A 26,411-nucleotide genomic window follows, 5' to 3' on the forward strand; every position below is an offset into this window, starting at 1 on the left:
GCTTAAATGAACGGCATTACGGCCATGCGCCGGGCTTTTTATTGCCGTGTATCTGCGCCGAGCAACCTGCATGAACGGCGTTCGACATCGCCGCAGAGCACACGCACCGGGGCTCGGGCCCGCCGACCGATACACGACAACGCGGCGCCATGAACCACCCGCGGGCGCCAAACCCCATACGCAATACGGCTCGTTGGCAACAAAAGCCCCCGCCCCCAATGGCGTGCTTTTTTCCGTAATACGCGCGGGCCAATCGTCCCTTGCCCTTGGCATGCTCGACGGCAGGGCCTCGACCCAACGCCGACGCCGACGCCGACGCGCACGCGCAAGTTATATAACTCAGTCATAAAAAACCCCCGTACCCGAAGATACGAGGGCGGCCCCTTGAGCTGATCATGATATGTCAGTCAGCGTCGATACGCGTGTTCGTCTCGGCCGCTGCGCCGTAATTGCCGGAGCGCTGAATCGACGTATCGGTTTCAACCGAGCCCTGCGCGTTGGCACCTTGTGGCGCATCGCTCGTGCCACCCTGGCCTCGTGCACGCTGCTGCATTTCGGCTGCCTTGTTCTGTGTACGATCACGCCGGGGTTCAGCTTCGCTACGCACTTGCTCCGCGCCATCCCGGGCACGGTTGTGCATCGACTGCGACTGGTTCTGAAGGCGTTGCTGCTGGCTTTGTGCTTCTGCCCCGGCCTGGCTTGCCGCATCACCGACTTGTCCGGTTACCGCCGAGGCCGCGCCTTGTGCACGTGAGCCGGCTTTTGAAGCAGCGCCGGTCGCACCTTGCTTAAGCTTGCGACTACCATCCCGCATGATCGTATAGGTTTCGCCGCCGGAAGCAGCCGGGCCAAGGCTGCCGGAGCCCGACGCCGCGGCCTGCATGCCGGCCTGGAACTGATCGCGCGTGAGGCCGTTCGGCGTACTCTCTTTAGCGCTATCCTCGATGGTATCGGCAGTGTTCATCGAGTCGTACAGCGCCGAAATACGCGGATTGGATTCGGCTTCGCTGCGACTGAGCACACCATCGCCATTGGTATCGAGTGCATCGAACTGCGTGTTGATCGATGCTTCCATATCGATGCCTACGCCGGACTGGCCAGCGTTCGCTTGCGCACTGGCGCCGACGGCCGCGCCGTTCTGAGCGGCGACGCCCAAGCCGGAAACCATGGCCAGGCCGAGTGCGATTGCGGTTTTCTTCATCATGGCGTTTTGTTTCCATGGCACGTGAAAAGGTGGCCCTACCCTAGGGTCACGCCATGAACCTTTACTTAACCGAGTTTCCAGGGACTCAGTCTAGGGTCCGCCCGACTGCTCGTCCTGCTGGGCCTCGACTTCACGCATGCCGGGCACGAACAGTCGCGCCATCACGATACCCACTTCATAAAGCAGGTAGACCGGCACGGCCAAAAGCGTCTGCGAGATTACGTCCGGCGGCGTAAGCACCATACCGACCGCGAACGCGGCGACGATGATATAGGCACGGTAGCTGGCCAGCTGACGCGGCGTGACAAAGCCCGCCCAGACGATAAGAAAAATACCCACCGGCAGTTCAAACGCGATACCGAACGCCAGGAACATGCCGAGCACGAAATCCAGATAAGCCGAGATATCGGTCATCACCGCAACGCCGACCGGTGCTACGGAAATGAAGAAGCCGAAGACCACGGGAAAGACCACGTAGTAGGCAAACGCCATACCCAGATAGAAAAGCCCGGTGCTGGATATAAGCAGCGGTGTCACCAATCGGCGCTCTTGTGCGTACAGCCCGGGGGCCACGAACATCCACACTTGATAGAGCGTCCAAGGCAACGATACGGCCACGGCGAGCAACATCGAGAGTTTGAACGGGGCAAGAAAGGGCGCCGCCACACCGGTTGCAATCAGGCTATTGCCTTCCGGCATATGGGCAAGCAACGGCCCGGACAGAAACGTGAACAGATCGCGGGCGAAATACGCCATCGGCAGAAACACCACGAGTATGCCGATGACGATACGCAGCAGCCGCGTCCGAAGCTCGAGCAGATGCGCGATCAGCGGCTGTTCCTGGCCTTCCAGTTCTTCGTCGCTCATGCGTTGCGTTCGTTATCGTTGGCGCGGTCCACTGTCGCCTCTTGTGCCGACGTTTGTGCAGCTGCGGCATCGGCGACGGGATTGGCGCTATCGGCTTCGACCGTGGCGGCCTCATCCGCGGTATCGGCCGGCGGCGGAACCTGGGTATAGCGCGGTGCCCTGTTAGCCTCGCGCGGGTCGACTTCGCGAACGGAATCAACCGTGTCGCGCGTACCGGCCTCGATACGCTCGCGCGTACGGCACACCTCGGAACGAATGTCGTCCACATTGACCTCGCGCTCGAGTTCGCTGGTCAGACCGCGCACATACCCTTTCGCGCGCCCGACCCAGGTGCCCAACGTACGCGCGACCACAGGCAAGCGCTCGGGCCCGAGTACGATCAGGCCGATGACCGCGATGACCGTCAGTTCCCAGAAACCGATATCGAACATACCTTGATTCCGGTTCGATCAGTCCTGTTTATCGTCGGTTTCGTTCTTCTGGGCGTTGCGACGCTGGGCTTCTTCGACCGGGCCGGTATTGGGCTTGGTCTTGCCGAGATCGTCGACCAGTTGCGGATCTTCGGGTCGCTTGCGGGCGTCTTGAGTGGTTTCGTCCTCCTTGTCGGCTTCGCTGTCCTTCATCGCGCCGCGGAAATCCTTGAGCGCAGAGCCCAGATCGCCACCGAGATTACGCAGGCGTTTGGTGCCGAATATCAACACCACGATCACCAGGAGAATGAGTAACTGCCAAATGCTGATACCACCAATCATGTCTACCTCGTTTAATCAGTTAGCCGGCGTATCGGAGGAGCCGCGCGCCGCTTTTTCTTCGATGCCCGACACACCGAAGCGCCGAGCCAATTCGGCCTGTACGGCCGCGGCGTTCAGGCCGCGTGCCTGCAGCAGGACCATGGTGTGAAACCACAGGTCCGCGATCTCATGCACCAGATGACCATCATCAGCCTCGGCCGCTGCCTCGACGACCTCGGCCGCCTCTTCGGTGATCTTGGCCGTGATTGCAGGTGTGCCGCCGGCATAAAGTGACGCCGTATAACTCTTGCCTGGATCGGCATTACGGCGCTTGGACAGAGCCGCGTCGAGTTGGCTCAAGATATCGGAATTACTCATGCAGACCGTACATATCACTAGGATCGACAAGCACCGGATCCTGAGTGACCCAGCGGCCGTTGTCGTAGACCTGGAAAAAACAGGACTCGCGTCCGGTATGACAGGCAACGCCGCCGATCTGTTCAACAATCAGCAGCACAGCGTCGTTGTCGCAGTCCAACCGCACTTCGCGGATACGCTGCAGATTTCCCGACGACTCGCCCTTGCGCCAGAGTTTGGCACGCGAACGTGACCAATACGTTGCAAAACCACTTTCGATCGTCGCGGTGAGAGATTCTCGGTTCATCCACGCCAACGTCAGCACGCGCTGGGTGTCGTAGGCCTGGGTTATCGCCGGCACCAAGCCCTGCTCGTTCCAGGCTACCTGGTCGAGCCATTCGGCCGATCGATTATCCGCAGTATGGAGAGTAGTGTTGTCCTTGGTCACGATTGCAATAGTCGAAACTGTGTGCCGCCATCCTACGCTTTCGCCGATCGCAAACCCAGAGGGAAAGCCCCGCCACGCTGACCGGATAGGCCATGTTCGCCGCGCGACCCGTCGTCTAACAGGAGCAATAGCCGAACAAAGCCGCTTACGTCACCAGCTGTTTCTGGCACGCTTTTACAAGCATTACGGCTTCGATGGACTACACTACAGCGCATGAAGATCATCATTCTGGGGGCGGGTGAGGTCGGCGCGACCCTCGCCGAAAACCTTGCCCATGAGTCCAACGACGTGACTGTCGTCGATACCGACGAAGCCTTGTTGCGCCCGCTTCAGGACCGTCTCGATATTCGCGCTGTACACGGCTACGCCGCGCACCCCGATATCCTGCGCAGCGCCGGCGCGAACGATGCCGACATGATCATTGCGGTCACGGCGGCAGACGAAGTCAACATGGTCGCCTGCCAGATCGCGTACACGCTTTTCCACACGCCGACCAAGATCGCGCGTATCCGCGCGGCCGAATATCTGATCGAGGATCGCCTGTTTCATCAGGACGCGATTCCGATCGATATGAGCATCAGCCCGGAGCAACTGGTTACCGAACACATCAAGCGCCTGGTGCAATATCCAGGCGCCCTGCAGGTCGTGGATTTCGCGGACGGCCAGGTGCAGGTCGTCGGCGTCAAGGCCTATTACGGCGGCCCGCTGGTAGGTAAGGAATTGCGCACCCTGCGCGAGCATCTGCCCGAAGCGGACACGCGCGTGGTCGCCATTTATCGGCGCGGCAAACCGATGATTCCCGAAGGCAATACCGTTATCGAAGCCGACGACGAAGTCTTTTTTGTCGCCGCGCGCCGCAATATCAAGAAGGTGATTGGCGAGCTGCGCAAGATCGACCGCCCGGTCAAGCGGGTGATGATCGCCGGCGGCGGCAATATCGGGCTGCGCCTGGCCCTGGCGCTGGAAAACCATTGCCAGGTCAAGATCATCGAGAACAACCCGGCGCGCGCAGGCTGGCTTTCAGAAAAGGTCAACCGCTCAATCGTACTCAAGGGCGACGCGGCCAACGAATCGTTACTGGTCGAAGAAAATATCGAATCCGTCGACGTATTCTGTGCGATCACCAACGACGACGAAGCCAATATCCTCTCGGCGATGCTGGCCAAGCGCCTGGGCGCACGCAAAGCGATGTCGCTGATCAATCGTCTCGCTTATGTGGACTTGATCGAGTCGTCCGGCACGCAGATCGATATCGCGATCTCGCCCAAGCAATCGACTATTTCTGCACTGCTGGCCCATGTACGCCGCGGCGACGTGGTGCGCGTGCATACTCTGCGCCGTGGTGCCGCCGAGGCGATCGAAGCCATTGCCCACGGTGAGCGTTCCAACTCACGCGTGGTCGGCCGGCGTATCGACGAAATCAAGCTCCCGCCGGGCACAACGATCGGCGCGATCGCACGCGGCGACGATGTGCTGATCGCCCATCACGACACGGTGATCGAGTCTGGCGACCACGTCATGCTCTTCATCATCGAAAAGAAACATACCGCGGACGTGGAGAAGTTATTCCAGGTCGGCGTGTCTTATGTATAGGCGCGGCATGCGTTCCAGACACGCAACACGGCACGGCCGAACCGCCTGCCGCCACCGACCGCTCGCCAGCGTATGAAACTGTCGCTGAACTACTACTTCGCGGTCGTCCAGCGCGTACTCGGCATCCTGCTGATGATCTTCTCCACCAGCATGCTGGTGCCGATGATCATGGGCATGGCCTACGGCGACGGCGAGGCCGACGCGTTCGCTATCGGTTTCGTGATCACCCTGCTCACCGGTCTTCTGGCCTGGCTACCTGTGCGCCACGTGCGTCGCGAACTTAAAATCCGCGACGGCTTTCTGGTAGTGGTGCTGTTCTGGCTGGTGCTGAGCCTGTTTGGCGCGGTGCCACTGTATCTGGCCGAGCGCCCGGATATCGGCGTGACCGATGCGGTATTCGAAGCCGTATCGGGCCTGACCACAACCGGGGCAACCGTACTTGTCGGCCTCGACACCCTGCCTCACGCGATCCTGTTCTGGCGCCAGCTGCTGCACTGGATGGGCGGCATGGGCATCATCGTGCTGGCCGTGGCCGTACTGCCCATGCTCGGTGTGGGCGGTATGCAGCTCTATCGCGCCGAAACACCGGGGCCAATCAAGGATTCCAAGCTCACTCCGCGTATCCGCGAGACCGCCAAGGCGCTCTGGTATCTCTATCTGTCTCTGACCGGCGTATGTGCGCTGGTATTCTGGGTCGCGGGAATGACCGTTTTCGACTCGATCAGCCATGCGTTTTCGGCGATTGCGACCGGCGGTTTTTCCAACCACGATCTTTCGCTGGGCCATCACGACGACGCCATCATCGAAATGGCCGCCATCGTCGCCATGATCGTCGGCTCGATCAGTTTCGGCATGCATTTCGCGGTGTGGCGCAGCGCCAATCCAATGACTTACTGGCGCGATTCGGAAACCCGCACCTTCCTGATCATGGTGGTAGGCGCCACGTTGCTCGGATGCATCGTACTGCTAATCGCTGGCACCTATGTATCGTTGCCCAACGCACTGATCAAGGCCATGTTCCAAGTGGTTTCGATCGGCACGACGACCGGCTTTACCACCACAGACTATTCGCTATGGCCAAGTTTTCTGCCGATGTTCTTGCTGCTGGGCAGCTTCGTGGGCGGCTGCGCAGGCTCAACCACGGGCGGAATGAAGGTCGTGCGATTCGTTCTGCTGGCCAAACAGGGCTCGCGGGAAATCAGTCGCCTGGTACACCCGAACGCCGAAATCCCGATCAAGATGGGCGGCAAGGTCATCCCCGATCGGGTCATCCAGGCGGTCTGGGGGTTTTTTGCGGTCTATATCACTATTTTCGTGGCGATGTTCCTGATCCTGCTGGCGACCGGTCTCAACGAGCTCACCGCCTTTTCCGCCGTGGCGGCATCGATCAACAACCTGGGCCCGGGCCTGGGTGAGGTCTCCTCCAACATGGCGGGCCTGCCGGGGCTGGCCAAATGGGTGCTTTGTCTGGCCATGCTGCTGGGCCGTCTTGAGATTTTCACCCTGCTGGTGATACTCACACCAGCATTTTGGCGCCGATAACAGGGCGTGTATCGGTACACTGTGCCCATGGCGATGAAAGACCAACTCGAAAAGATGCTCGCCGCCGGCGAAGATAACGCGTTGCTGCGTTTTTCCCTTGGCGAGCTACTCTATAAAGACGGCCACTATGCCGATGCGGCCACGCATCTGGCCGAAGCGGTCGCCCACGACCCGGACTATTCCGCCGCGTGGAAACTGTACGGGCGGGCGCTGGTGGATGCTGGGGATATAACCGCGGGCATCGACGTACTCGACCACGGCATCACCGTGGCCGAGGCGCGCGGCGACAACCAGGCAGCGCGCGAGATGCAAGTCTTCGCCAAGCGCGCAAGAAAACAACAGTCCGCAGGCAACTGATGTCGGTCTACACCCGCGTTACCGAAGACGATCTGCGCGCGCTACTGGCCGAATATTCGATTGGCGAACTGGAAGATTTCTGCGGTATTACCGCAGGGATCACCAACACCAACTATTTTGTCGACACCTCGACCGGACGCTGGGTTCTCACCCTGTTCGAGCAGATGGACAACGGCTCGCTGCCGTTTTTCATGCAGCTGATGGACCATCTGGCCGGCCATGGCGTGCCCGGCGCGCACCCCGTGGCACGCAACGACGGCGGCTTTCTCAGCCGGGTCCAGAATCGCCCGGCCGCGCTGGTCTATCGCCTCGCGGGCGCGAGCATCGAGACGCCGGAAGCCGGCCACTGTGCCTCGCTCGGCGGTGTAGTCGCTGAAATGCATCGCGCCGTGCGCTCCTTCGGCGAAGCCCAGCCTAACCCACGCGACCTGGCCTGGATCAGCAACGCGCGTGACCGGCTCGTCGATCGGCTCGATGCCGATACCGCAGCCCTGCTCGACGACGAGATTGCGTTCCAGCGCGATAGCACACACATGACTTATCGCAGCTTACCCGAGGCCGTGATCCATGCCGACATGTTTCGCGACAACGTGTTATTCGCCGACGATCGCGTCTCCGGCATCATCGATTTCTATTACGCCTGCCACGATTATCTGCTGTTCGACCTGGCCGTGATCTGCAACGACTGGGCGTTCGACGACAACGGGCAATATCGAGGTACACACTGGCAGGCGTTCATACGGGCCTATGATCGGCGTCGCGCGCTCACCGAGGCCGAACATGCAGCATGGCCTGCGATGCTGCGTGCGGCCGCCCTGCGCTTCTGGGCCTCGCGGCTGATCGACTATCACTTTCCCATGGACGGCGACGTCACTCATATCCACGACCCCAGCCCGTTCGAGCGACTGTTGCGTGCGCACCGCAAGGCTGCACCCGCGCTGATCGGCCAACCGTGATCGCGCTCATTCAGCGCGTGACACAGGCCGCCGTGGCCATCGACGGCGAAACGGTCGCCCGTATCGGCCCCGGCGTACTCGCACTCGTTGCCGCCGAACCCGACGACACAGCGGCCCAGGCCACCCGCCTGGCCGAACGCGTGCTTGGCTATCGCATATTCGCCGATGAATGCGGGCGTATGAATCACAGCACTCGGCAAACCGGACGGCAGGTGCTTGCGGTGCCACAATTCACCCTCGCGGCCGATACGCAGCGTGGCAACCGGCCCGGTTTTTCCTCGGCGTGCCCGCCGGCCCGCGCACGCGAGCTGTTCGATACATTCATCGACGTATTACACGCGCGCCATACCGAGCGTATCGAACAGGGTGTATTCGGCGCCGATATGCAAGTCTCGTTGATAAACGATGGCCCGGTGACCTTCTGGTTACACTCTTAGCGCGCTCCGCGCCAATCACGATACCTGGCAGCGGCCGCTACGTTCGCGTTGCCTAATCAATGGGCGTATTATCCCGCCTCTCGGGGTGATCCACAGACTTGATTCTGTCAATGAAGGCACGACGCGCAACGATCTCACGTCAGACCGCTGAAACCGAGATACAGGTCACACTGGATCTCGACGGCGAAGGCGTGTTCGCAGCCGAAACCGGTGTGGGTTTCTTCGATCACATGCTTCATCAGATCAGCCGCCACGGTATGATCGATCTCGACGTGCGCGCCAAAGGCGATCTGCATATCGATGACCACCACACGGTGGAGGATGTCGGTATCTGTATCGGACAGGCGCTGCGCGAAGCCGTTGGTGACAAGCGTGGCATCACCCGCTATGGCCATGCCTATGTGCCGCTCGACGAAGCGCTTTCACGTGTGGTCATCGATCTGTCCGGGCGTCCGGGGCTGTTCTTTGCCGCGGATTTCACCCGCGACAAGATCGGCACCTTCGATGTCGAACTGGTGCGCGAGTTCTTCCAGGGGCTCGCCAGCGCCGGCGCGCTCACTCTGCACATGGATGCGTTGAAGGGCCATAACGCCCATCACGTGGCCGAAACCCTGTTCAAGGCGTTCGGGCGCGCGCTGCGCATGGCGGTCGCGGCCGATGGCCGGACTGGCGATACGATGCCGTCCACCAAGGGCAGCCTCTAAACCCTTCTTTTCTTCGTACACGATCACACTATGGCTACCGTCGGTATCATCGACTATGGGATGGGCAATCTGCACTCGATTGCCAAGGCGCTGCGTTACGTGGCGTCGGACGAACAGATCGAAGTCAGCTTCGACCCGGACGCGCTATCGCGCATGGACCGTCTGGTTCTGCCCGGCGTGGGCGCGATCGGGCATTGCATGGACGAACTGCATCGGCTCGAACTCGACGACATGCTGCGCGAACAGCTCGGCAAGAAGCCGCTGATGGGCGTGTGCCTGGGTATCGAAGCGCTGATGGGCCATTCCGAAGAATCGGGCGGCGTGCAGTGCCTGGGCGCGTTTCCCGGCGATACCGTGCATTTCGCCGCGCCCGATGCCCAGCCCGATGGCGTGCGTCGCAAGATCCCGCACATGGGCTGGAACCAGGTTCGCCAGGAGCGTCATCATCCGCTCTGGAAAGACATCGCGCCGGCGAGCTGGTTCTATTTCGTACACAGTTATTACGTGGTCCCCAGCGACGAGCGCCATATCGCCGGCACAACCGACTATGGCGTGCGTTTTGCTTCGGTGATTCTGCGCCCGAACGTGTTCGCGGTGCAGTTTCATCCGGAGAAAAGCCAGTCGGCCGGCCTTCAGTTGCTGGCCAATTTCCTGGAATGGGACGGCGCCGCCTGAGCGCGGTTCGCAAACTTGCTGTCGTTTCGACCATTCAAGCCGTAGACGAGGATTATCGGCGTGCTACTCATACCAGCGATTGATATCAAGAACGGCCAGTGCGTACGCCTGCGCCAGGGCCGCATGGACGACGTGACCGTCTTCGATGAAGACCCGGTCGCCGTAGCCGAGCGTTGGCTTGCCGAAGGCGCGGATCGAATCCATGTGGTCGATCTCGACGGCGCGAAGGCCGGCTACCCGGTCAACGACCGTGTGATCGGCCAGATCGTGTCGGCCTGCGGCAACGTGCCGGTCCAAGTCGGGGGCGGCATCCGCGATGAAGCCGCGATCGAGACCTATCTCGAGCGCGGCGTCGAATACGTGATTCTCGGCACGCGCGCCGTGTCCGAACCGCATTTCGTGGCCGATGCCGGCGTGGAGTTTCCGCGCCATATCATCGTCGGTCTCGATGCGAAGGACGGCATGGTCGCGACCGACGGCTGGTCCAAGCTGTCGAACAACACCGTCGCCGAAATGGCCCAGCAGTTCGAAGAGGACGGCGTGGTTGCCATCATCCATACAGATATCGGCCGCGACGGCATGATGCAGGGTGTCAACGTCGAAGCCAGCCGTGCACTGGCTGCCGAACTCACCATCCCCGTGATTGCCTCGGGCGGGGTGACGCGACTCGACGATATTGAAGCGCTGCTCACCGCCGAGGAAGACGGCGTGACCGGCGCGGTGATCGGACGCGCGCTCTATGAAGGCACGATCGATCTCGCCGAAGCCCGCAAACTGGTCAACGATCGCAAAGCCCAGGGCGAGGGGTCCGCGTGAGCCTGGCCAAACGCATCATCCCCTGCCTGGATATCGACAAGGGCCGGGTCGTCAAAGGCGTCAAGTTCCTCGAGATCAAGGATGCAGGCGACCCGGTCGAGATCGCCCGGCGCTACGACCAGCAAGGCGCCGACGAGCTCGTCTTTCTCGATATCACCGCCAGCCACGAAGACCGCGGCACCCTGATGGACGTGGTCGAGCGGGTGGCCGGCGAGGTCTTCATCCCGCTGACCGTGGGCGGCGGTGTGCGTACGCTGCCCGATGTGCGTCGCCTACTATCGGCGGGCGCCGACAAGGTGTCGATCAACACGGCTGCGATTTCAGACCCGAACTTCGTCGCCGAAGCGGCCTATCGCTATGGCTCGCAGTGCATCGTGGTCGCGCTCGACGCCAAGAACGTGGCCCGCAAAGGCGAGGCCCCTCGCTGGGAAATCTTCACCCACGGCGGGCGTAAATCCACCGGCATCGATGCGATCGAATGGGCCCAGAAGCTGGTGTCGCTCGGCGCCGGCGAAGTGCTGCTGACCAGTATGGACAAGGACGGCACCAAGTCCGGCTTCGATCTCAAGCTTACGCGTGCGATCTCGGAAGCCGTAGACGTGCCGGTGATCGCCTCGGGCGGCGTCGGCAACCTCGAACATCTGCATGACGGCCTGGAAATCGGCACGGCCGATGCGGTGCTCGCGGCATCGATCTTTCATTTCGGCACCTATACGATCCAGCAGGCCAAAGGCTATCTCGCTGAGCGCGGCGTGGTCGTACGCGACCCGATCTATCGTTAAGACCCTGGCCCGCGCCGGGCGTGCTTCATTCCCGCGCGGGCTGCTTGGTGCCAGGCATCGTGCTTAGCATTCCAGCCGAAGCCGACGGGCCAGGCGGACTTTCAATACGTGCGGCTGGATATCGTTGCAGCGCTCGATACGCGCTCTCACATCAGATCGATTGACCGCACAGGCAGCGATTTCAATCCAAACATTCCGTGCCACCTGCGGATATGCGTTCCTCGCACCGCGATCAGCGACGCCGCCGCGAATCAAGCCGGCGTGCTTAAGCCAGCCGCAAGCTTTGGGATCGGATAATCTGAGCACTCACCCGCCATGCGTTTATGCCGCAAATAAGTAATGAAGAACAATATCTTGGCCGCAGCTGTTCTTGGCCTGTGTCTTGCCGTCGGACTTATTGTCGGCGGCAGCTATCTCAAGAGCGCGGCAATTCAATGGAAATCGGCCGAACGCGCGGTCACGGTCAAGGGTCTCGCGGAACGCGAAGTGCGGGCTGACCTCGCCCTCTGGCCGCTGCATTTCACGGTCACTGGCGACGAATTGAGTACCGTGCAGCAGCAGGTCAATCGTCAGGCCGACATCATTCGTCGCTTTCTTACCGATGCCGGTTTCAAACCGGAGTCGATCACCACGACGTCGCCACAGGTCACGGATCGCTATGCCAACAGCTACGGCAACCAGCGGCCGCCAACCCGCTATTCGGCCGAAACGACGGTACTCGTACGTACCCCGAAGATCGACAGGGTCAAACAGGCGATGCCGCGCGTAGGCGAACTGGTGAGCCTGGGGGTCGTGCTCTCGCCCAACTATGAATATCGCACCGAATTCCTGTTCACCGATCTGGAAACCATCAAGCCGGAAATGATCGCGCAGGCCACAGCCGACGCGCGCAAGGCCGCACGCCAGTTCGCCGAGGATTCCGGCAGCAAGGTCGGCGCCATTCGTTCCGCCTCGCAGGGCTATTTCTCGATCCAGGATCTGGACAGTTACACACCGGACATCAAGAAAGTCCGGGTCGTGACCACGATCGACTACACGCTGGAAGATTAGACAACCCTCCCCGCGCCAAGCATCGCATGCAGCGCGCATAAAAAAGCCCGGGCCGAGACCCGGGCTTCGTATTGCACATGGCTAGACTTGAACAGATCAGGTGGTCTGTTCTTCATGCTTGCCTTCGGCGATCTCTTCGATCGTCTTGGCACAGAACGCATCCAGATCGTCGGGCGTACGGCTAGTCACCAGCGCTTCGTCGCAGACCACTTCGCGGTCTTCCCACTTGGCGCCTGCATTCTGAAGGTCGGTCTTGATCGACGGGAACGAGGTTACCGTGCGGCCCTTGAGCACGTCGGCTTCGGCCAGCAACCACGGACCGTGGCAGATGGCGGACACCGGCTTGTGCTGGGCAAAGAAATCGCGCACGAACTGGACCGCCTTGTCGTTCATGCGCAGCGTATCCGGATTGGCCAGACCACCCGGCAGAACGAGTGCGTTGTAGTCGCCGGCGGATACCTGATCGACGGTCTTGTCGACCGCAATCGGATCGCCTTTCGGCTCGCCGCCGCTTTCACCCTGAATCTTGCCGTTTTCGAGCGAGATCAGTTCGACCTCGGCCCCCGCGGCCTTGATCTCGTCCCAAGGCTGGGTCAGCTCCGAATATTCGAAACCGTTCGTGGCCAGGAACGCCACCTTCTTGCCTTTGAGTTCGTCGCTCATCACAACTCCAATTGGTTGATGAATCAGTACACCCCCAATCGTGCGGTTGCGCGCAATCGTTTCAACTCCGTAATGCTACTTACCGGCGAAGAACCATCGTTCAAGCCGCGTCGCGTTCGAGCACCGCGTAGTAGAAACCATCAAAGCCGTGCATACCCGGCGCAATACGCCGGCCATAGCGTTCGGCAAACCCCCAATGGGCATCGATGACCTGTTCGCGTGCATCATCGGTTCGGGCCAGAAATGCATCGATCACATCCACGCCTTCGGCGCGCAGGATCGAGCAGGTGGCATAAACCAGACGCCCGCCCGGCGCGAGCGTGCGCCATAAACCGTCCAGTAACGCATTCTGGCGCTTGGCCGCCGCTGCGATATCGTCCGGCCGTCGCAGCCACTTGATATCCGGATGGCGACGAATCACACCGGTGCCGCTGCAGGGCGCATCCAGCAAAATACGATCGAAGGCACGGCCGTCCCACCAATGTTCGATGTCGCCCGCGTCGGCTACCTGTACACGGGCAGTCGTGCCCACGCGCTGCAAAGTTTCATTGAGCGTTTCGAGCCGCGTGGCATCGATATCGAGCGCAAGCAGATCGATATCAGCACGTTCCAGAAGATGCGCGCTCTTGTTGCCTGGGGCGGCACAGGCATCGAGCACATGATCGCCCGCCTGCGCGGCGACCAGCCCGGCAGCCAGTTGTGCGCCTGCGTCCTGAATGGAAATCTCACCGCTGGCAAAGCCGGGCAGATCGCGCGCGGATATCGCGCTGTCGAGCGTGAGCGCACTATCGCAAACACGCACGGCTTGGCTGGCGATGCCTGCTTCGGCCAGACGTTGCATTGCCGTATGCCGACTACACTGGCGCGCATTGGCACGCAGATGCATCGGCGCCGGCCGGTTGCCGGCGGCTAGCACGGCGGGCCACAGGCTGCCCCAGTCGGCTTCGATCATGCGAACTACCCAGTCCGGATAGCCGTAGCGAACGCCCACCGCGAGTTCACTGGAATCGGCAGCCGCCGCGTCGCGCTGATGTCCCCGCAGAATGGCGTTGACCATACCGCGCGCCCTACCGAGCTTGAGCATCGCCGCAGCCGATACCGTGGCATGCACCGCTGCATGCGGCGGAATACGCATCGCCTCCAGCTGCAACAACCCGACCAGCAACAGCGCGCGTAGCAACGGCTGCGGCTTGCGCGACAATTTCGGCGCGAGCAGCGCTTCCAGGCGGCGATAGTCGCGCAGTACGCCATAGGCGAGTGCGGAAACCAGCGCACGATCGGCACCACTCATATCGGCCGGCAACTCGGCCAGCGCGGCATCGAGACTGCGACGATCATTCATCACCGCCGACACGCACCGCGCAGCCCAGGCCCGCGAAGCCGCGCCTTCGACCGACGCCGGCGGTGTATCGCGACGTTGCGATTTACTCAAAGCGTTGACCGACCCAGGCGCGACCGTTCACGGCAGCCGCCGCGTCCATGCGCTTCTTGCCCGGCAACTGCAACTCGGTCACCCGCAAGGTGCCGGCGCCGGTAGCGATATCGATTCCCTTCGGACTGGCCGCAACGACCGTACCCGGCTCGGCGCTGGCGCCAGCCGAAGTCGGCGCAGTGCCAGCCCGCCAGAACCGGATCGGTTGGCCACCCAGTCGGGCGTGTGCCACCGGCCACGGCACGAAAGCACGGACCGCGCGCGCAATCTCGTCAGCGCGCAGCCGCCAGTCGATCGCCGCCTCGCCTTTATCCAGGCGCCGCGCGTAGCAGGCCTGTGCGTCATCCTGCGATTCGCCGGTCACGCCCTGTTCGACGCGTCCGAGCAGCGCCGAAAGCTCGGCAGCGCCGAGTTCCGCAAGCCGGTCGTGCAGTTCGCCCGCGGTGGTATCGCTACCGATTTCCACAGCACGGCGCGCGAGCATCGGGCCAGTATCAAGCCCCGCGTTCATCTGCATCAGGGTTACGCCGCTTTCGCTATCGCCAGCCAGAATCGCACGGGCAATGGGCGCAGCGCCGCGCCAGCGAGGCAACAATGATGCATGAACATTGATACAACCGTATCGCGGCAGCGCGAGCACTTTTTTAGGTAGCAGCAATCCATAGGCCACCACGACCATCAGATCCGGCTCCAGCGCTGCCAAGTCTTCGAACGCGTCGTCTTTCTTGAGCGATAGCGGCTGTTGAACGGGGACACCCAGTTCCAGCGCGCGCTGCTTGACCGGCGATGTGGCCAACTTGCGCCCGCGTCCGGCCGGCCGATCCGGCTGGGTGAGCACGCCGGTGAGACGATGCGAACTCTCCGCGACCGCATTTAGACAGGGCAACGCAAATTCGGGCGTGCCGGCAAAAACAATATTCACGCGTTATTCGTCGCTTTGGTCGGCGGTTTGCTGACGCGCCGCCTTGGCCAGCTTGCGACGGATACGCTCGCGCTTTAGCCGCGACAGCTGATCGATATACAACCCGCCATCCAGATGCGCCAGCTCATGCTGCACACATTGGGCAAGCAGGCCTTCGGCATCCATTTCGTAACGCTCGCCGTCACGATCCTGGGCCGCGAAACGCACCCGCGCGTAACGTTTGACCTTGTCGTAATGGTCGGGCACCGATAGACAGCCTTCGTCGACCGTCTCGAGATCCTCACGCCAGAGTATTTCGGGATTGCACATCACGATGCGTTCGTTGCGATCCTCCGAGCAATCCATAACCGCGACCCGGCGCGTATCGCCGACCTGTGTGGCAGCCAACCCCACCCCAGGCGCGTCGTACATGGTCTCGAACATATCGTCGATGAAACGTGACAAAGTCTCATCGAAAACGGTGACCGGCTCGGTGCGTTCGCGCAGCCGTGGATCGGGGAAATGCAAAATCTCGAGAATCGCCATATTCTATTGGTCGTCAAAGTCGCAAGTGGGCCGGCCATTAATAAATGATCTGACTGGCCGATAACGAAAAAGCACACGGCATGGCCCGTTCAAGCGCTATAAATTGGGGGCGCGTCCTGGATGCGAGAGTATAACGATTTGAAACAGGCCATGAAGTACGCCGGCACGGGTTTGACCCTGGTCATGGCGATCGCCGCGAGCGGTTGCGCCCATCAGCAGGCCGAGCCCGAACTCGCGCCGGCAGCCCCGGCGACGCCGCTGCCTGAACGCGCAGCGCCCGTGGTGCGCGAGAACACCGTGTCCAGCCAATTGCGTGCGGATGCGCCGTTGCGCTACGTGGTCAAGAAGGGCGATACGCTCTGGGATATCGCCGGGTATTACCTGCGCGACCCGTGGTATTGGCCCCAGCTCTGGTATGCAAACCCGGATATTGCCAATCCGCATCTCATCTATCCGGGCGACGTGCTGATTCTTACCCGCGACGCCGACGGCAATTTCCAGCTTCGCCGGGCCGGCACCAAAGTGCTTTCACCCCGGGTACGCGAAAGTTCGCTCGAGTCGGTCGCGACCATTCCGCTGGATGCAATCCGGGCCTTCATCACCGGGCCGCGGCTGGTCAGCCAGGAAGAACTGGCCGAGGCGCCTTATATCGTGTCTTTTATCGACGAGCATCTCGTCGGCGGAAAAGGCACCGTCAGCTATGTTCGCGGCGTCGACGGCCAGGGTCACGATGCCGATCGTTACAGCCTCGTACGCGATGCCGGCCCCTACAAGGATCCCGATACTGGCGAAATTCTCGGCCAGCAGGCCGTACCGGTCGGCGAAATACAAATCACCGAATACGGCCCGGTCGCGAAAGCCGAAATCACCAAAAGTTATCGTGAGGCCCTGGTCGCCGACCGATTGCTGCCTATGGAAACCGAAGACCTGGTACGCGACTTCTATCCGCACGCCCCCGATCGTGCGATCGAAGGCCGCATCATCTCCGTGTATGACGGCGTCTCCGCCATCGGCCAGTATCAGGTTGTAACCCTGAGTTTGGGCAGTACGGACGGTGTCGAACGCGGCCACGTGCTCGATATCTTCGAGGCCGGCCGTGTCGTGCTCGATCCGGTCAAGGGTGGCCAGGTTCGCCTGCCCGAACTCAAATCGGGTCAGCTGCTGGTGTTCAAGACCGACGAACAGGTCAGCTTTGCGGTGATCATGCGCGCCGAACGTGCGGTGCATATCGAAGATTTCGTACGCACGCCGGCACGTTAAGACGTGCCGATGGTGCGACAGGCCGTGCCATGATGCCGCACGCCGAGCTGCAAATGGCTTGTACGCCGGGCATCGGCGCCACGCTCGGTAGCCGCTTGATCCAGCACTTCGGCACGGCCGAGCGCGCCTTGGCGGCCGGCGAACGTGCGTGGCGCGAACTCGGGGTGCCCCGCGCGGCCTGTGCAGCGCTCGCCGCCAGCGATAACGCGCGTCTCGATGAAACCGAGCGTTGGCTCGAAGCGCCGAATCATCATTTCATCACCCGCGACCATCGTCATTACTCAAGCGCGCTCGCCGAGCTCGACCCGGCCCCGCCCTGGCTCTACGGGCTCGGCGATACCGAGCTTCTCAACTATCCGGCGATTGCGATCGTGGGCAGTCGCAACCCCAGCCCCGCGGGACTCGAAGCCGCGCGTGAATTCGGCTCTGCGCTTGCCTCAGCGGGGCTGGTCGTGGTGTCGGGCCTGGCACGTGGTATCGATGCCGCAGCCCACGAAGGCGCGCTTGCTGCCGACGGCATGACGATCGCGGTCTGCGGCACCGGCCTGGATCGCGTGTATCCCGCCATGCATAAGGAGCTGGCCGAGCGCATTGCCGCCAACGGCCTGCTGCTCTCGGAATTCGGACTCGGCACCGAGCCGGCACGTGGCAACTTTCCGCGACGCAACCGTATTATTGCCGGGCTGTGCACCGCCACACTCGTGGTCGAGGCCGCACGCGCCTCCGGTTCGCTCATCACCGCGCGAATGGCGAGCGCCGCCGGACGCGATGTCTTCGCTCTGCCCGGCTCGATCCACAACCCGCTGGCACGCGGCTGCCACCAACTCATTCGCGATGGTGCCAAGCTCGTCGAAACCACCGACCACATACTTGAAGACATCGCCGGCGTACTCGACGGCTACCGCAGGCAACACGCCTATACGTCTGATCATGAACACGAAGACGTTGAGTCCGCCGCCGCGTCAACTATCGAAAGCGACGACCACGCCACGCTTCTCGCCGCGCTCGGCCACGGCCCGGCTCGGGTCGACGATCTGGTCGCTCGCACGGGCTGGTCGGCAGATGCGGTATCATCCACTCTGCTCATCCTGGAACTGGAAGGCCGCGTACAGGCGGGCCCGGGCGGCGCCTATACCCGGGCAGTGTCCTGAACGCGGGCATGGCTGAGCGCCACGGTTCACCTACGACGGATCTGCGCCGATGAACGAAAACCTGCTCGACGTGTTGCTCTATCTGTTCGAGAACTTCTCGCTGGCGGATGCCGAGCACCTGTCCAGCGTACGCGACGACCTGGGCGACGCCGGTTTCTTCGATGATGAGATCGACGATGCCTTCGCCTGGATTCGCGCAACCGACCCCGCCGGCCAGTCAATGGCCGAAACGCCCAGCGACGACGCTATCCGGGTGTATGCCGAGCGCGAAATGCATGTGCTCGATGCCGAATGCCGCGGCTATCTCGCCCAATTGCAGCAGGCCGGCGTGCTCAGTGCCACCGCCCGAGAGATTGTGATCGATCGGATGATGGCCCTGGCCGAAGACGCTTTTGAAGGCGCCGAGATCGAACAGCTTAAATGGGTTGTGATGATGGTCCTGTCCTCGAGCGGTCAGGATCAGGCCTATGCCCGCATGGAAGCGATGATCCACGCCGAATCGCCCGGGGCGAGTCACTAGCGAACTCCCTGCCCTGCGCTTCGGCCGCTCGCAGGCTCGTCATGCGCCGGCCGACGCGGTTGACGTGCCTCGGTCGCGCATGCTTCAAAGGCTATGCTAGTGTGCAGCGCCCTGCGCGTAAGTGCAGGCCTCAATCCCAAATATAGCGTGAATCGATGAGTCGTAATCTCGTCATCGTGGAATCGCCGGCCAAGGCCCGGACGATCGAAAAATATCTCGGCAAGGACTATGAGGTCCTGGCCTCGTACGGCCATGTGCGCGATCTCGTGCCCAAGGAGGGCGCGGTTGATACCGAGCACGACTTTGCGATGCGCTACGACATCATCGATCGCAACGCGAAGCAGGTCGACAAGATTGCCCGCTCGCTGAAGAAGTCGGATGCCCTGCTGCTGGCGACTGACCCGGATCGCGAAGGCGAAGCCATTGCCTGGCACCTGCTCGAACTGCTACGCGAACGCGGTCTGCTCGAAGACAAGCACGTCGCCCGCGTGGTTTTCCACGAAATCACCAAGAAAGCGGTCGGCTCCGCGGTCGCCAATCCGCGTGAAATCTCCGACGATCTGGTTAATGCCCAGCAGGCTCGGCGGGCGCTCGATTATCTGGTGGGCTTCAATCTTTCACCGCTGCTCTGGCGCAAGGTTCAGCGTGGGCTGTCGGCCGGGCGTGTGCAGTCACCGGCGCTGCGCCTGATCTGCGAGCGCGATGCCGAGATTGAAGCCTTCATCCCCCAGGAATACTGGAAGATCGAAGCCCAGGTCGAAAAGGACGCACAGCCGTTTTCTGCACGCTTGTCGCAGCTCGACGGCGAAAAGGTCGAGCAGTTCACGGTCAACAACCAGGGCAGCGCTGATGCCGCCCTGGAAACGCTCACCAAGGCCGCGCAAGGCCAGCTGCGCGTGGTCAAGGTCGATCGCAAACAGCGCAAGCGTAATCCGGCGCCGCCGTTCACGACCTCCACGCTGCAACAGGAGGCCGCACGCAAGCTTGGGTTTACGGCCAAGCGCACCATGCGCACGGCACAAAGCCTGTATGAAGGCGTATCGATCGACGGCGCCGAGGCGACCGGTCTGATCACCTATATGCGGACCGACTCGGTCAGTCTGGCCGCGGATGCGGTCAACGAACTGCGTTCGATGATCGGCAAGCGCTATGGCGACAAGAACCTGCCCGACGCGCCGCGTACCTTCAAGACCAAATCGAAGAACGCCCAGGAAGCGCATGAGGCCATCCGGCCGACCGAGAGCGCGCGTATCCCGGACGAAATCAAATCCAACCTGACCAGCGATCAGGCGCGCCTGTACGAGTTGATCTGGCAGCGCACTGTCGCCAGCCAGATGATGCATGCCCTGTTCGATACGGTCTCGGCCGATCTCGCCGCTGGCGACGACGCGAAGCACCTCTTCCGGGCCTCGGGCCGAACCCTGCGCGAGCCGGGCTTTCTTTCGGTTTACAAGGAAGGTAAGGACGACGACAAGGGCGACGACGACGCCGATAAGCGCCTGCCGCACCTGGAAGAAAACGAGCTGCTCAAGCTCGCCGAGATCATCCCGACTCAGCATTTCACCGAGCCGCCGCCGCGCTTTACCGAAGCCGCGCTGGTGAAAACGCTCGAGGAATACGATATCGGCCGGCCATCGACCTATGCCTCAATCATCTCGACGCTGCAGGATCGCGAGTACGTCGAAATGGATGGCAAAGCGTTCATGCCGACGCCGCTGGGCAAGATCGTCAACAAGTTCCTGACCGACCATTTCACCCGCTATGTGGACTACAAGTTCACCGCCAATCTGGAAGACCGGCTGGATGCGGTCTCGCGTGGCGAGGAGAAATGGCAACCGTTGCTCAGGGAATTCTGGGATCGCTTCTCCGAGCAGATCGAGTCCAAGCAAGATCTCTCGCGCGAAGAAGTCGCCCAGGCCCGGGAACTCGGTACCGATCCGAAATCCGGCAAACCGGTGATCGTGCGCATCGGCCGCTTCGGCCCGTTCGTGCAGATCGGCAGCAAGGACGACGAAGAAAAACCCAAGTTCGCCGGCCTGCGCAAAGGCCAGGACATGGACAAGATCACCCTCGACGAGGCGCTGTATCTGTTCAACCTGCCGCGCGATCTCGGGGAAACGCCGGAAGGCGAGGAAATGATCGTCAACGTCGGTCGCTTCGGCCCCTATGTGCGTTACGGCAAGAAGTTCGCCTCGCTCAAGGAAGACGATCCCTACACGGTGACCAAGGAACGTGCGCTGGAAGTGGTCGCCGCGAAGAAAGAGGCCGACGCCAAGAAACTGATCAAGCACTTCGAAGCCGAAGGCATCAAGGTCCAGCACGGCCCCTTTGGTGTCTATATCACCGACGGCAAAAAGAACGCCAGCGTGCCCAAGGACCAGGAGCCGGCCGATCTGACCCTGGAACAGTGTCAGGAGATCATCGCCAAGGCGCCCGAGAAGAAAAAGCGCGGCCGTAAAGGCGCGGCCAAGAAAGACACCGCAAAAACCAGCGCGAAGTCGACAGCCAAGACAACCAAGAGCACCGCTGCGAAAAAAACCACGGCGGCCAAGAGTACGTCCAAGGCCAAGAGCACAACCAAGGCCGCGGCCGCCAAGAAGACCACGGCCAAACGCAGCACGGCCAAGAAGGCGCCGGCCAAATCGAGCACAAAATCGGCCGACAGCGCCAACAAGGGCGACGCCTGATTACGCACACGCCTGACTCGACCGAGCGTCTATGACTACAGATTCGAACCGTGCAGGCGCGCATGTCAGCGCCCACCGCCTGCGCCATGCCGCCCGTATTCTTCATGCGGGCGGCGTGGTCGCCCATGCCACGGAAGGCGTGTGGGGTCTGGCCTGCGATCCGCTGGATCCGGCGGCCGTGCTGCGCCTGCTCACGCTCAAGCAACGCGATATCGAGCGCGGCCTGATTGTCATTGGGGCCGATAGCACGCAGCTCGAACCCTTCGTTGCAAGCGACGCCGATCAGGCCTGGGCACGGGCCACTGAAAGCTGGCCCGCCGCCATAACCTGGTTGCTGCCCGCGGCAGACAACACGCCCTGGTGGCTCACCGGAGCCCACGATAGCATTGCCCTGCGCCAGACCGCCCACGCCGACAGCGCTGCGCTATGCCGGGCATTCGGCGGCGCGCTGGTTTCAACCAGTGCAAACATAAGCGCGCGCCCGCCGGTACGCAGTACCTGGCAAGCACGTGCACGGCTGGGTACGCATCGGCGTACGCTTGTCGACATGATCCTTGGCGGCACGCCCGATACGCCGGGGCGCCCCAGCACGATTCGCGACGCCCGCAGCGGCGAGACGCTGCGAGGCCGCTGAGATGAGTCACGCCGGAATCGATGCCGATCGCGTAATCACCTGGTTTCGCGAGCTGCAGGACCATATCTGCGATCGCCTGAGCGTGTTCGAGCCCACGCTCGATTTTCATATCGACGCCTGGCAGCGACCGGCCGGCGGCGGCGGCGATACCCGCGTGCTCGCCGACGGTGAAACATTCGAGCGCGCCGGCGTGAATTTCTCCCGCGTGACCGGCGACAACCTGCCGGCCTCGGCATCCGCGCGCCGGCCGGAACTCGCCGGTCGCTCGTTTATTGCCACAGGTGTGTCGGTGGTCATCCACCCCCGCAATCCCTATGCCCCCACGGCCCACGCCAACGTGCGTTTCTTCGTTGCCGAAAAAGAAGGCGAAGACCCGGTGTGGTGGTTTGGCGGCGGCTTCGATTTGACGCCTTACTATCCGTTCGAAGCCGATGCGGTGGCCTGGCATGAAGCAGCGCGCGATGCCTGTGCGCCTTTCGGCGACGAACTCTACGGCCGCTTCAAGGCCTGGTGCGACGACTACTTCTATCTGCCCCATCGCGACGAGACACGCGGCGTCGGCGGGCTGTTCTTCGACGATTTCGATGAGCTTGGCTTCGAAGACAGCTTTGCCTTCGTGCGTAGCGTCGGCCAGGCGTTTATCGATGCCTATGCGCCGATCATCGAGCGCCGGCGCGAGCACGATTACGGCGAGCGCGAGCGCGACTTCCAGCTCTATCGGCGTGGGCGCTACGTCGAGTTCAATCTGGTTTACGACCGCGGCACGCTATTCGGCCTGCAATCGCGCGGGCGTACCGAATCCATCCTGATGTCGATGCCGCCACTGGCATCGTGGCAATATGGGTACACGCCCGTACCCGGCAGCCCCGAAGCCACGCTCTACGAGGACTTTCTCAAGCCTCGTGACTGGCTCGGCGCGACTTGAGCCGACCGAAGGATGAGATTCACCACCCGATGCATATCACGCTTACCGAACTGCGGTATCTGATCGCGCTCGACAAGGAGCGCCACTTCGGCCGGGCCGCCAAACGCGCTTTTGTGAGCCAGCCGACCCTGTCGGTCGCGGTCAAGAAGCTCGAAGGCGAGCTCGGTGTCACCGTATTCGAACGCAATCGCGGGGAGGCCCGGGTCACGCCGATCGGCCGCCGCATCATCGAACAGGCCTATCGTATTCTGGGCGAAGTCAGCGCCTTGGAAACCGTAGCCGAACAGGGCCGTGACGAGCTCAAGGGCGCCCTGCGTCTGGGCGTGATTTATACGGTCGGCCCGTATCTATTGCCGCACCTGATCCCGGCGCTGCGCGAAAGCACGCCCGATATGCCGCTGATTATCGAAGAGAACTTCACCGGCGCACTCACCCAGCAGTTACGCAACAACGAGCTCGATGCCGTGATCGTGGCCATGCCCTACGATGTCGGCGGCTTTTCCACTTGGCCGCTCTATGACGAATCCTTCGTCGTCGTCATGCCACAGACGCATCGCTGGGCCCACCGCGACGAGATCGATGCCAACGAACTCGCCGAGGAAGATCTGCTGTTGCTCGGGCCCGGCCACTGCTTTCGCGATCAGGTACTGGCGCTTTGCGAAGACTGTCGGGATCGCGAACGCGAACGCCAGCCGCATTCCGGCTCCAGTCTGGAAACGATTCGCCACATGGTAGCCAGCGGCCTCGGCGTGACCGTATTGCCCCGTTCGTCGATTCCAGGCCTGTCGGAAGAGTCACGCCTGTTGGAGACTCGACCGTTCGCCGGCGATGCGCCCATGCGCCGTATTGCCATTGCCTGGCGCAAGAGCTTTCCGCGACCACGGGCCATCACGGCCCTGCACGATGCCGTCATGCAATGCGACCCCAGCGGCGTCACGCTGTTGCCAGAAGAAGTCGCGGTCAACGTCGACGACGACACGTTCGCTGAAAGCTTTTAATCCGGCACCAGCACAGCTGACTATGGCCACTGTTTTCAACGCCTCGCCCCATGAAGGCCGGCACATGTCCGTCTTTCATTCGAACAAGGCTTCACGGCTAACGCCCGCCACGCATACGTGCAGCGCGCATTCGTTTTATTAACCCGACTGGCCAGCTGTTTTCATACCGCGTCAACAAAAACACGTCCGCCGCGCCGGCCAGCGTGAGTTACACTCGGCGCTGTGAATAGCCCCAACGCCAAGATCGCCATGCGCCTGTTTTTCATGGCCATACTGCTGCTGTATGCCGGCACCAGCCTCGCCGCCGATGCCGCCCAGCGCGCGGTATTTCGCGATGCGCTCGCGGCCGCCCAGCAAGGCCGTCTGGACGACCGCTCGGACCTACGTGCGCAGCTACAAACTTACCCGCTCTACAATTATCTGAGTGCTGCTGAACTGCGCTACCGGCTCGATACCGATGCCAACGCCGCGCTCGACACCCAGATCCAGTCGTTCATATCCGCCCACCCGGACCTTCCGCCGGCCGAAAGCCTGCGCCGCAACTGGCTCCCGACACTGGCCCGGCGCGATCGCTGGTCGATGCTACTGGCCAACACGAAAGACAGCGACGGCTCGACTGCGACCTGTCGCGCCGTTAACGCCCGTATTCAGATGGGCGGCAATCCGCGTGCCGCCGCGCTCGATCTCTGGCGCGTTGGCCGCAGTCAGCCCGATGCCTGCGACCCTGTATTCGGCTGGCTTGAAGCGCAGGGCCTACTTGGTGCGGACGAAGTTCTAGAGCGCGCACGCCTGGCCGTGCTGGCAGGCCAGTTCGGCCTCACCCGCTATCTGGCACGCCAGCTGCCGGCGAACCGGCGCGCACGCGTCGACCAGTGGCTTGATGTTGCGGAAACGCCTGCAAACCTGCACTACGCGTCGGCCGGCCTCGACGGCGATATCGCGGTCTACGCATTCAAACGCTACGCGCTACGTGATCTCGACCGTGCGGCCGACTTGTTCACGCCCCTGGCCGAACGCCTGCAGCTCGACGAAGCCCAGCGCCACGACATGAAGCGCCAGCTCGCCCTGCTCTACGCCCAGTCTCAAAAATCCCAGGCGCTGGTGTGGTTCGCACGTATGGATCATGCGCGTATGAACGACGACGAGCACGCGCTTGGCTGGGAAATTCGTGCCGCGATCTATCACGAGCGATGGCCGCTGGTCGTGGACGCCATCAACGATCTGCCGCCCGCCATCGCCGACGAGGAAGAATGGCGCTACTGGCATGCGCGGGCACTCGAAGCCATGGGCCGCACCCAACAGGCGCGTACGCTTTACACGCCGCTGGCTCAGGAACGCAGCTACCACGGCTATCTTGCCGCCGACGCGCTCGATCAGGACTACAGCCTCAACGAACAGCCCCTGGTCGTGGACCGCCCCGCACGGGCACGCGTTGAGTCGCGAGCCGCGCTCGATCGCGCCTACGAACTGCGCGCCCTCGGCATGGAGCATGCCGCCGGGCTCGAATGGAACGCGGTCATCGACGGTCTGGATCAGGCGGCGCTCGCCCAGGCTGCACGTATCGCCCATGAATGGAACTGGCATTCACGCGCGATCATTACACTGGTGAAAGCCGACTACTGGGACGACCTGGATATTCGCTACCCCACGCCCTACAGCGATGCGGTACGTCAGTTCGCCGACGACAACGATCTCGACCCGGCCTATGTGTTCGCCATCATGCGAACCGAATCGCTGTTCCAGCCGGCCATCCGTTCCTCGGCGGGCGCCGTCGGCCTGATGCAACTGTTGCCGGGCACTGCCCGGCTGGTAGCCCGTCGTATGGACGCAACATCCCCCTCGAGCAGCGCGCTGACAATCCCTGAAATCAATATCCAGCTCGGCACGGGCTATCTGGCTCAGATGCTCGATCGCTGGGACGGCAATATTGCCATGGCGAGTGCAAGCTATAACGCCGGGCCGCAGCGTATCCAGCGCTGGCTGCCCGACGACGATATGGATCCGACGATCTGGATTGCGAACATTCCCTATACCGAGACCCGCAACTACGTGCAGCGGGCGATGTCGCATATGACCGTCTTCCAGGCCCGGCTGAACGAGAACATTGTGCCGCTCGACAAACGCATCGACGAGATCAAACCGAGCTACGGCGACCAAACCGCTAGCCGTTAGCCC

The 26,411-nt window shown here is 62.0% G+C and carries 28 protein-coding genes; 18 read left to right on the forward strand and 10 right to left on the reverse strand.

Annotated features, from left to right (window positions below; translation table 11 throughout):
• Positions 1-403 precede the first annotated feature (403 nt).
• The 6 genes from SSPSH_RS16025 to hisI all read right to left on the reverse strand — a co-directional run bounded on the left by SSPSH_RS16025 (position 404) and on the right by hisI (position 3,607).
• On the reverse strand, positions 404-1,204 hold the full coding sequence (locus SSPSH_RS16025; protein WP_006915142.1) for an EF-hand domain-containing protein: 801 nt from the start codon (positions 1,202-1,204) through the stop codon (positions 404-406).
• 90 nt (positions 1,205-1,294) lie between these two features.
• Positions 1,295-2,071, reverse strand: a complete 777-nt coding sequence (gene tatC / locus SSPSH_RS16030; RefSeq protein ID WP_006915143.1) for a twin-arginine translocase subunit TatC — start codon at positions 2,069-2,071, stop codon at positions 1,295-1,297.
• Positions 2,068-2,502, reverse strand: coding sequence for a Sec-independent protein translocase protein TatB (gene tatB, locus SSPSH_RS16035; RefSeq protein ID WP_006915144.1), 435 nt, complete (start codon positions 2,500-2,502; stop codon positions 2,068-2,070). The genes tatC and tatB overlap by 4 nt, the downstream gene beginning before the upstream one ends.
• 18 nt (positions 2,503-2,520) lie before the next feature.
• The gene (tatA, locus tag SSPSH_RS16040) at positions 2,521-2,823 is read right to left on the reverse strand and encodes a twin-arginine translocase TatA/TatE family subunit (protein WP_006915145.1); all 303 of its coding nucleotides are present in this window, start codon (positions 2,821-2,823) and stop codon (positions 2,521-2,523) included.
• A gap of 15 nt (positions 2,824-2,838) precedes the next feature.
• A complete protein-coding gene (locus tag SSPSH_RS16045) occupies positions 2,839-3,180 on the reverse strand; it encodes a phosphoribosyl-ATP diphosphatase (protein WP_006915146.1) in 342 nt (113 codons plus the stop codon).
• Positions 3,173-3,607 (reverse strand): phosphoribosyl-AMP cyclohydrolase, encoded by a 435-nt coding sequence (gene hisI, locus SSPSH_RS16050; protein WP_006915147.1) that lies wholly within the window; start codon positions 3,605-3,607, stop codon positions 3,173-3,175. The genes SSPSH_RS16045 and hisI overlap by 8 nt, the downstream gene beginning before the upstream one ends.
• Positions 3,608-3,820: 213 nt before the next feature.
• Here hisI and trkA point away from each other — a divergent pair, with 213 nt between their 5' ends.
• The 10 genes from trkA (at position 3,821) to SSPSH_RS16100 (ending at position 12,519) form a co-directional block, all read left to right on the forward strand.
• Positions 3,821-5,200, forward strand: coding sequence for a Trk system potassium transporter TrkA (gene trkA, locus SSPSH_RS16055; protein WP_006915148.1), 1,380 nt, complete (start codon positions 3,821-3,823; stop codon positions 5,198-5,200).
• Positions 5,201-5,272: 72 nt separating this feature from the next.
• Positions 5,273-6,742, forward strand: a complete 1,470-nt coding sequence (locus SSPSH_RS16060) for a TrkH family potassium uptake protein (RefSeq protein WP_006915149.1) — start codon at positions 5,273-5,275, stop codon at positions 6,740-6,742.
• A gap of 27 nt (positions 6,743-6,769) precedes the next feature.
• Positions 6,770-7,099: a tetratricopeptide repeat protein gene (locus SSPSH_RS16065; protein ID WP_006915150.1), complete on the forward strand. Its 330-nt coding sequence runs from the start codon at positions 6,770-6,772 to the stop codon at positions 7,097-7,099.
• Positions 7,099-8,055, forward strand: coding sequence for a homoserine kinase (locus tag SSPSH_RS16070; protein ID WP_006915151.1), 957 nt, complete (start codon positions 7,099-7,101; stop codon positions 8,053-8,055). Before SSPSH_RS16065 ends, SSPSH_RS16070 begins: the two co-directional genes overlap by 1 nt.
• On the forward strand, positions 8,052-8,492 hold the full coding sequence (gene dtd / locus SSPSH_RS16075; RefSeq protein ID WP_006915152.1) for a D-aminoacyl-tRNA deacylase: 441 nt from the start codon (positions 8,052-8,054) through the stop codon (positions 8,490-8,492). Before SSPSH_RS16070 ends, dtd begins: the two co-directional genes overlap by 4 nt.
• A 110-nt stretch (positions 8,493-8,602) precedes the next feature.
• Positions 8,603-9,196, forward strand: a complete 594-nt coding sequence (gene hisB / locus SSPSH_RS16080) for an imidazoleglycerol-phosphate dehydratase HisB (protein WP_006915154.1) — start codon at positions 8,603-8,605, stop codon at positions 9,194-9,196.
• A 30-nt stretch (positions 9,197-9,226) separates the two neighbouring features.
• Positions 9,227-9,871: an imidazole glycerol phosphate synthase subunit HisH gene (gene hisH, locus SSPSH_RS16085; RefSeq protein WP_006915155.1), complete on the forward strand. Its 645-nt coding sequence runs from the start codon at positions 9,227-9,229 to the stop codon at positions 9,869-9,871.
• Between the two features lie 60 nt (positions 9,872-9,931).
• A complete protein-coding gene (gene hisA, locus SSPSH_RS16090; protein WP_006915156.1) occupies positions 9,932-10,687 on the forward strand; it encodes a 1-(5-phosphoribosyl)-5-[(5-phosphoribosylamino)methylideneamino]imidazole-4-carboxamide isomerase in 756 nt (251 codons plus the stop codon).
• Positions 10,684-11,469 carry an imidazole glycerol phosphate synthase subunit HisF gene (gene hisF, locus SSPSH_RS16095; protein ID WP_006915157.1) on the forward strand — a complete coding sequence of 262 codons (786 nt, stop codon included), beginning with the start codon at positions 10,684-10,686 and terminating at the stop codon, positions 11,467-11,469. The genes hisA and hisF overlap by 4 nt, the downstream gene beginning before the upstream one ends.
• Positions 11,470-11,808: 339 nt before the next feature.
• Positions 11,809-12,519 (forward strand): SIMPL domain-containing protein, encoded by a 711-nt coding sequence (locus SSPSH_RS16100; RefSeq protein WP_006915158.1) that lies wholly within the window; start codon positions 11,809-11,811, stop codon positions 12,517-12,519.
• Between the two features lie 96 nt (positions 12,520-12,615).
• Here the strand turns inward: SSPSH_RS16100 and SSPSH_RS16105 are convergent, their stop codons facing one another.
• The 4 genes from SSPSH_RS16105 to def all read right to left on the reverse strand — a co-directional run bounded on the left by SSPSH_RS16105 (position 12,616) and on the right by def (position 16,061).
• Positions 12,616-13,182 carry a type 1 glutamine amidotransferase domain-containing protein gene (locus SSPSH_RS16105; protein WP_006915159.1) on the reverse strand — a complete coding sequence of 189 codons (567 nt, stop codon included), beginning with the start codon at positions 13,180-13,182 and terminating at the stop codon, positions 12,616-12,618.
• A gap of 100 nt (positions 13,183-13,282) precedes the next feature.
• Complete coding sequence (rsmB, locus tag SSPSH_RS16110) at positions 13,283-14,614, reverse strand: 16S rRNA (cytosine(967)-C(5))-methyltransferase RsmB (RefSeq protein WP_006915160.1); 1,332 nt, start codon at positions 14,612-14,614, stop codon at positions 13,283-13,285.
• Positions 14,607-15,536 (reverse strand): methionyl-tRNA formyltransferase, encoded by a 930-nt coding sequence (gene fmt, locus SSPSH_RS16115; RefSeq protein ID WP_006915161.1) that lies wholly within the window; start codon positions 15,534-15,536, stop codon positions 14,607-14,609. Before fmt ends, rsmB begins: the two co-directional genes overlap by 8 nt.
• A gap of 3 nt (positions 15,537-15,539) precedes the next feature.
• The gene (gene def / locus SSPSH_RS16120; protein ID WP_006915164.1) at positions 15,540-16,061 is read right to left on the reverse strand and encodes a peptide deformylase; all 522 of its coding nucleotides are present in this window, start codon (positions 16,059-16,061) and stop codon (positions 15,540-15,542) included.
• Between the two features lie 120 nt (positions 16,062-16,181).
• Here def and SSPSH_RS16125 point away from each other — a divergent pair, with 120 nt between their 5' ends.
• The 8 genes from SSPSH_RS16125 (at position 16,182) to SSPSH_RS16160 (ending at position 26,408) form a co-directional block, all read left to right on the forward strand.
• Complete coding sequence (locus SSPSH_RS16125) at positions 16,182-17,321, forward strand: LysM peptidoglycan-binding domain-containing protein (RefSeq protein ID WP_021031891.1); 1,140 nt, start codon at positions 16,182-16,184, stop codon at positions 17,319-17,321.
• A 29-nt stretch (positions 17,322-17,350) separates the two neighbouring features.
• Positions 17,351-18,472 carry a DNA-processing protein DprA gene (gene dprA, locus SSPSH_RS16130; protein WP_006915166.1) on the forward strand — a complete coding sequence of 374 codons (1,122 nt, stop codon included), beginning with the start codon at positions 17,351-17,353 and terminating at the stop codon, positions 18,470-18,472.
• Between the two features lie 49 nt (positions 18,473-18,521).
• A complete protein-coding gene (locus tag SSPSH_RS16135; protein WP_006915167.1) occupies positions 18,522-18,992 on the forward strand; it encodes a Smg family protein in 471 nt (156 codons plus the stop codon).
• 155 nt (positions 18,993-19,147) lie between these two features.
• Entirely contained in the window at positions 19,148-21,679 is a 2,532-nt protein-coding gene (locus SSPSH_RS16140; RefSeq protein WP_006915168.1) for a DNA topoisomerase I, read from the forward strand.
• A gap of 31 nt (positions 21,680-21,710) precedes the next feature.
• Positions 21,711-22,313, forward strand: a complete 603-nt coding sequence (locus SSPSH_RS16145; RefSeq protein ID WP_006915169.1) for an L-threonylcarbamoyladenylate synthase — start codon at positions 21,711-21,713, stop codon at positions 22,311-22,313.
• 1 nt (position 22,314) lies between these two features.
• Complete coding sequence (hemF, locus tag SSPSH_RS16150; protein WP_006915170.1) at positions 22,315-23,238, forward strand: oxygen-dependent coproporphyrinogen oxidase; 924 nt, start codon at positions 22,315-22,317, stop codon at positions 23,236-23,238.
• A gap of 29 nt (positions 23,239-23,267) precedes the next feature.
• Positions 23,268-24,236: a hydrogen peroxide-inducible genes activator gene (locus tag SSPSH_RS16155; protein WP_006915171.1), complete on the forward strand. Its 969-nt coding sequence runs from the start codon at positions 23,268-23,270 to the stop codon at positions 24,234-24,236.
• Between the two features lie 222 nt (positions 24,237-24,458).
• Entirely contained in the window at positions 24,459-26,408 is a 1,950-nt protein-coding gene (locus SSPSH_RS16160; protein ID WP_040608463.1) for a transglycosylase SLT domain-containing protein, read from the forward strand.
• The last annotated feature ends 3 nt before the right edge of the window (positions 26,409-26,411 follow it).

Source organism: Salinisphaera shabanensis E1L3A (assembly GCF_000215955.2).
GTDB lineage: Bacteria > Pseudomonadota > Gammaproteobacteria > Nevskiales > Salinisphaeraceae > Salinisphaera > Salinisphaera shabanensis.

What these genes read in the sequence shown, in the direction of transcription:
- SSPSH_RS16025 (WP_006915142.1), bottom strand. Translation starts at nt 1,204, where the DNA reads ATGATGAAGAAAACCGCAATCGCACTCGGCCTGGCCATGGTTTCCGGC.
- tatC (WP_006915143.1), bottom strand. Translation starts at nt 2,071, where the DNA reads ATGAGCGACGAAGAACTGGAAGGCCAGGAACAGCCGCTGATCGCGCAT.
- tatB (WP_006915144.1), bottom strand. Translation starts at nt 2,502, where the DNA reads ATGTTCGATATCGGTTTCTGGGAACTGACGGTCATCGCGGTCATCGGC.
- tatA (WP_006915145.1), bottom strand. Translation starts at nt 2,823, where the DNA reads ATGATTGGTGGTATCAGCATTTGGCAGTTACTCATTCTCCTGGTGATC.
- SSPSH_RS16045 (WP_006915146.1), bottom strand. Translation starts at nt 3,180, where the DNA reads ATGAGTAATTCCGATATCTTGAGCCAACTCGACGCGGCTCTGTCCAAG.
- trkA (WP_006915148.1), top strand. Translation starts at nt 3,821, where the DNA reads ATGAAGATCATCATTCTGGGGGCGGGTGAGGTCGGCGCGACCCTCGCC.
- SSPSH_RS16060 (WP_006915149.1), top strand. Translation starts at nt 5,273, where the DNA reads ATGAAACTGTCGCTGAACTACTACTTCGCGGTCGTCCAGCGCGTACTC.
- SSPSH_RS16065 (WP_006915150.1), top strand. Translation starts at nt 6,770, where the DNA reads ATGGCGATGAAAGACCAACTCGAAAAGATGCTCGCCGCCGGCGAAGAT.
- SSPSH_RS16070 (WP_006915151.1), top strand. Translation starts at nt 7,099, where the DNA reads ATGTCGGTCTACACCCGCGTTACCGAAGACGATCTGCGCGCGCTACTG.
- hisB (WP_006915154.1), top strand. Translation starts at nt 8,603, where the DNA reads ATGAAGGCACGACGCGCAACGATCTCACGTCAGACCGCTGAAACCGAG.
- hisH (WP_006915155.1), top strand. Translation starts at nt 9,227, where the DNA reads ATGGCTACCGTCGGTATCATCGACTATGGGATGGGCAATCTGCACTCG.
- SSPSH_RS16100 (WP_006915158.1), top strand. Translation starts at nt 11,809, where the DNA reads ATGAAGAACAATATCTTGGCCGCAGCTGTTCTTGGCCTGTGTCTTGCC.
- SSPSH_RS16105 (WP_006915159.1), bottom strand. Translation starts at nt 13,182, where the DNA reads ATGAGCGACGAACTCAAAGGCAAGAAGGTGGCGTTCCTGGCCACGAAC.
- def (WP_006915164.1), bottom strand. Translation starts at nt 16,061, where the DNA reads ATGGCGATTCTCGAGATTTTGCATTTCCCCGATCCACGGCTGCGCGAA.
- SSPSH_RS16125 (WP_021031891.1), top strand. Translation starts at nt 16,182, where the DNA reads ATGCGAGAGTATAACGATTTGAAACAGGCCATGAAGTACGCCGGCACG.
- dprA (WP_006915166.1), top strand. Translation starts at nt 17,351, where the DNA reads ATGATGCCGCACGCCGAGCTGCAAATGGCTTGTACGCCGGGCATCGGC.
- SSPSH_RS16135 (WP_006915167.1), top strand. Translation starts at nt 18,522, where the DNA reads ATGAACGAAAACCTGCTCGACGTGTTGCTCTATCTGTTCGAGAACTTC.
- SSPSH_RS16140 (WP_006915168.1), top strand. Translation starts at nt 19,148, where the DNA reads ATGAGTCGTAATCTCGTCATCGTGGAATCGCCGGCCAAGGCCCGGACG.
- SSPSH_RS16145 (WP_006915169.1), top strand. Translation starts at nt 21,711, where the DNA reads ATGACTACAGATTCGAACCGTGCAGGCGCGCATGTCAGCGCCCACCGC.
- hemF (WP_006915170.1), top strand. Translation starts at nt 22,315, where the DNA reads ATGAGTCACGCCGGAATCGATGCCGATCGCGTAATCACCTGGTTTCGC.
- SSPSH_RS16155 (WP_006915171.1), top strand. Translation starts at nt 23,268, where the DNA reads ATGCATATCACGCTTACCGAACTGCGGTATCTGATCGCGCTCGACAAG.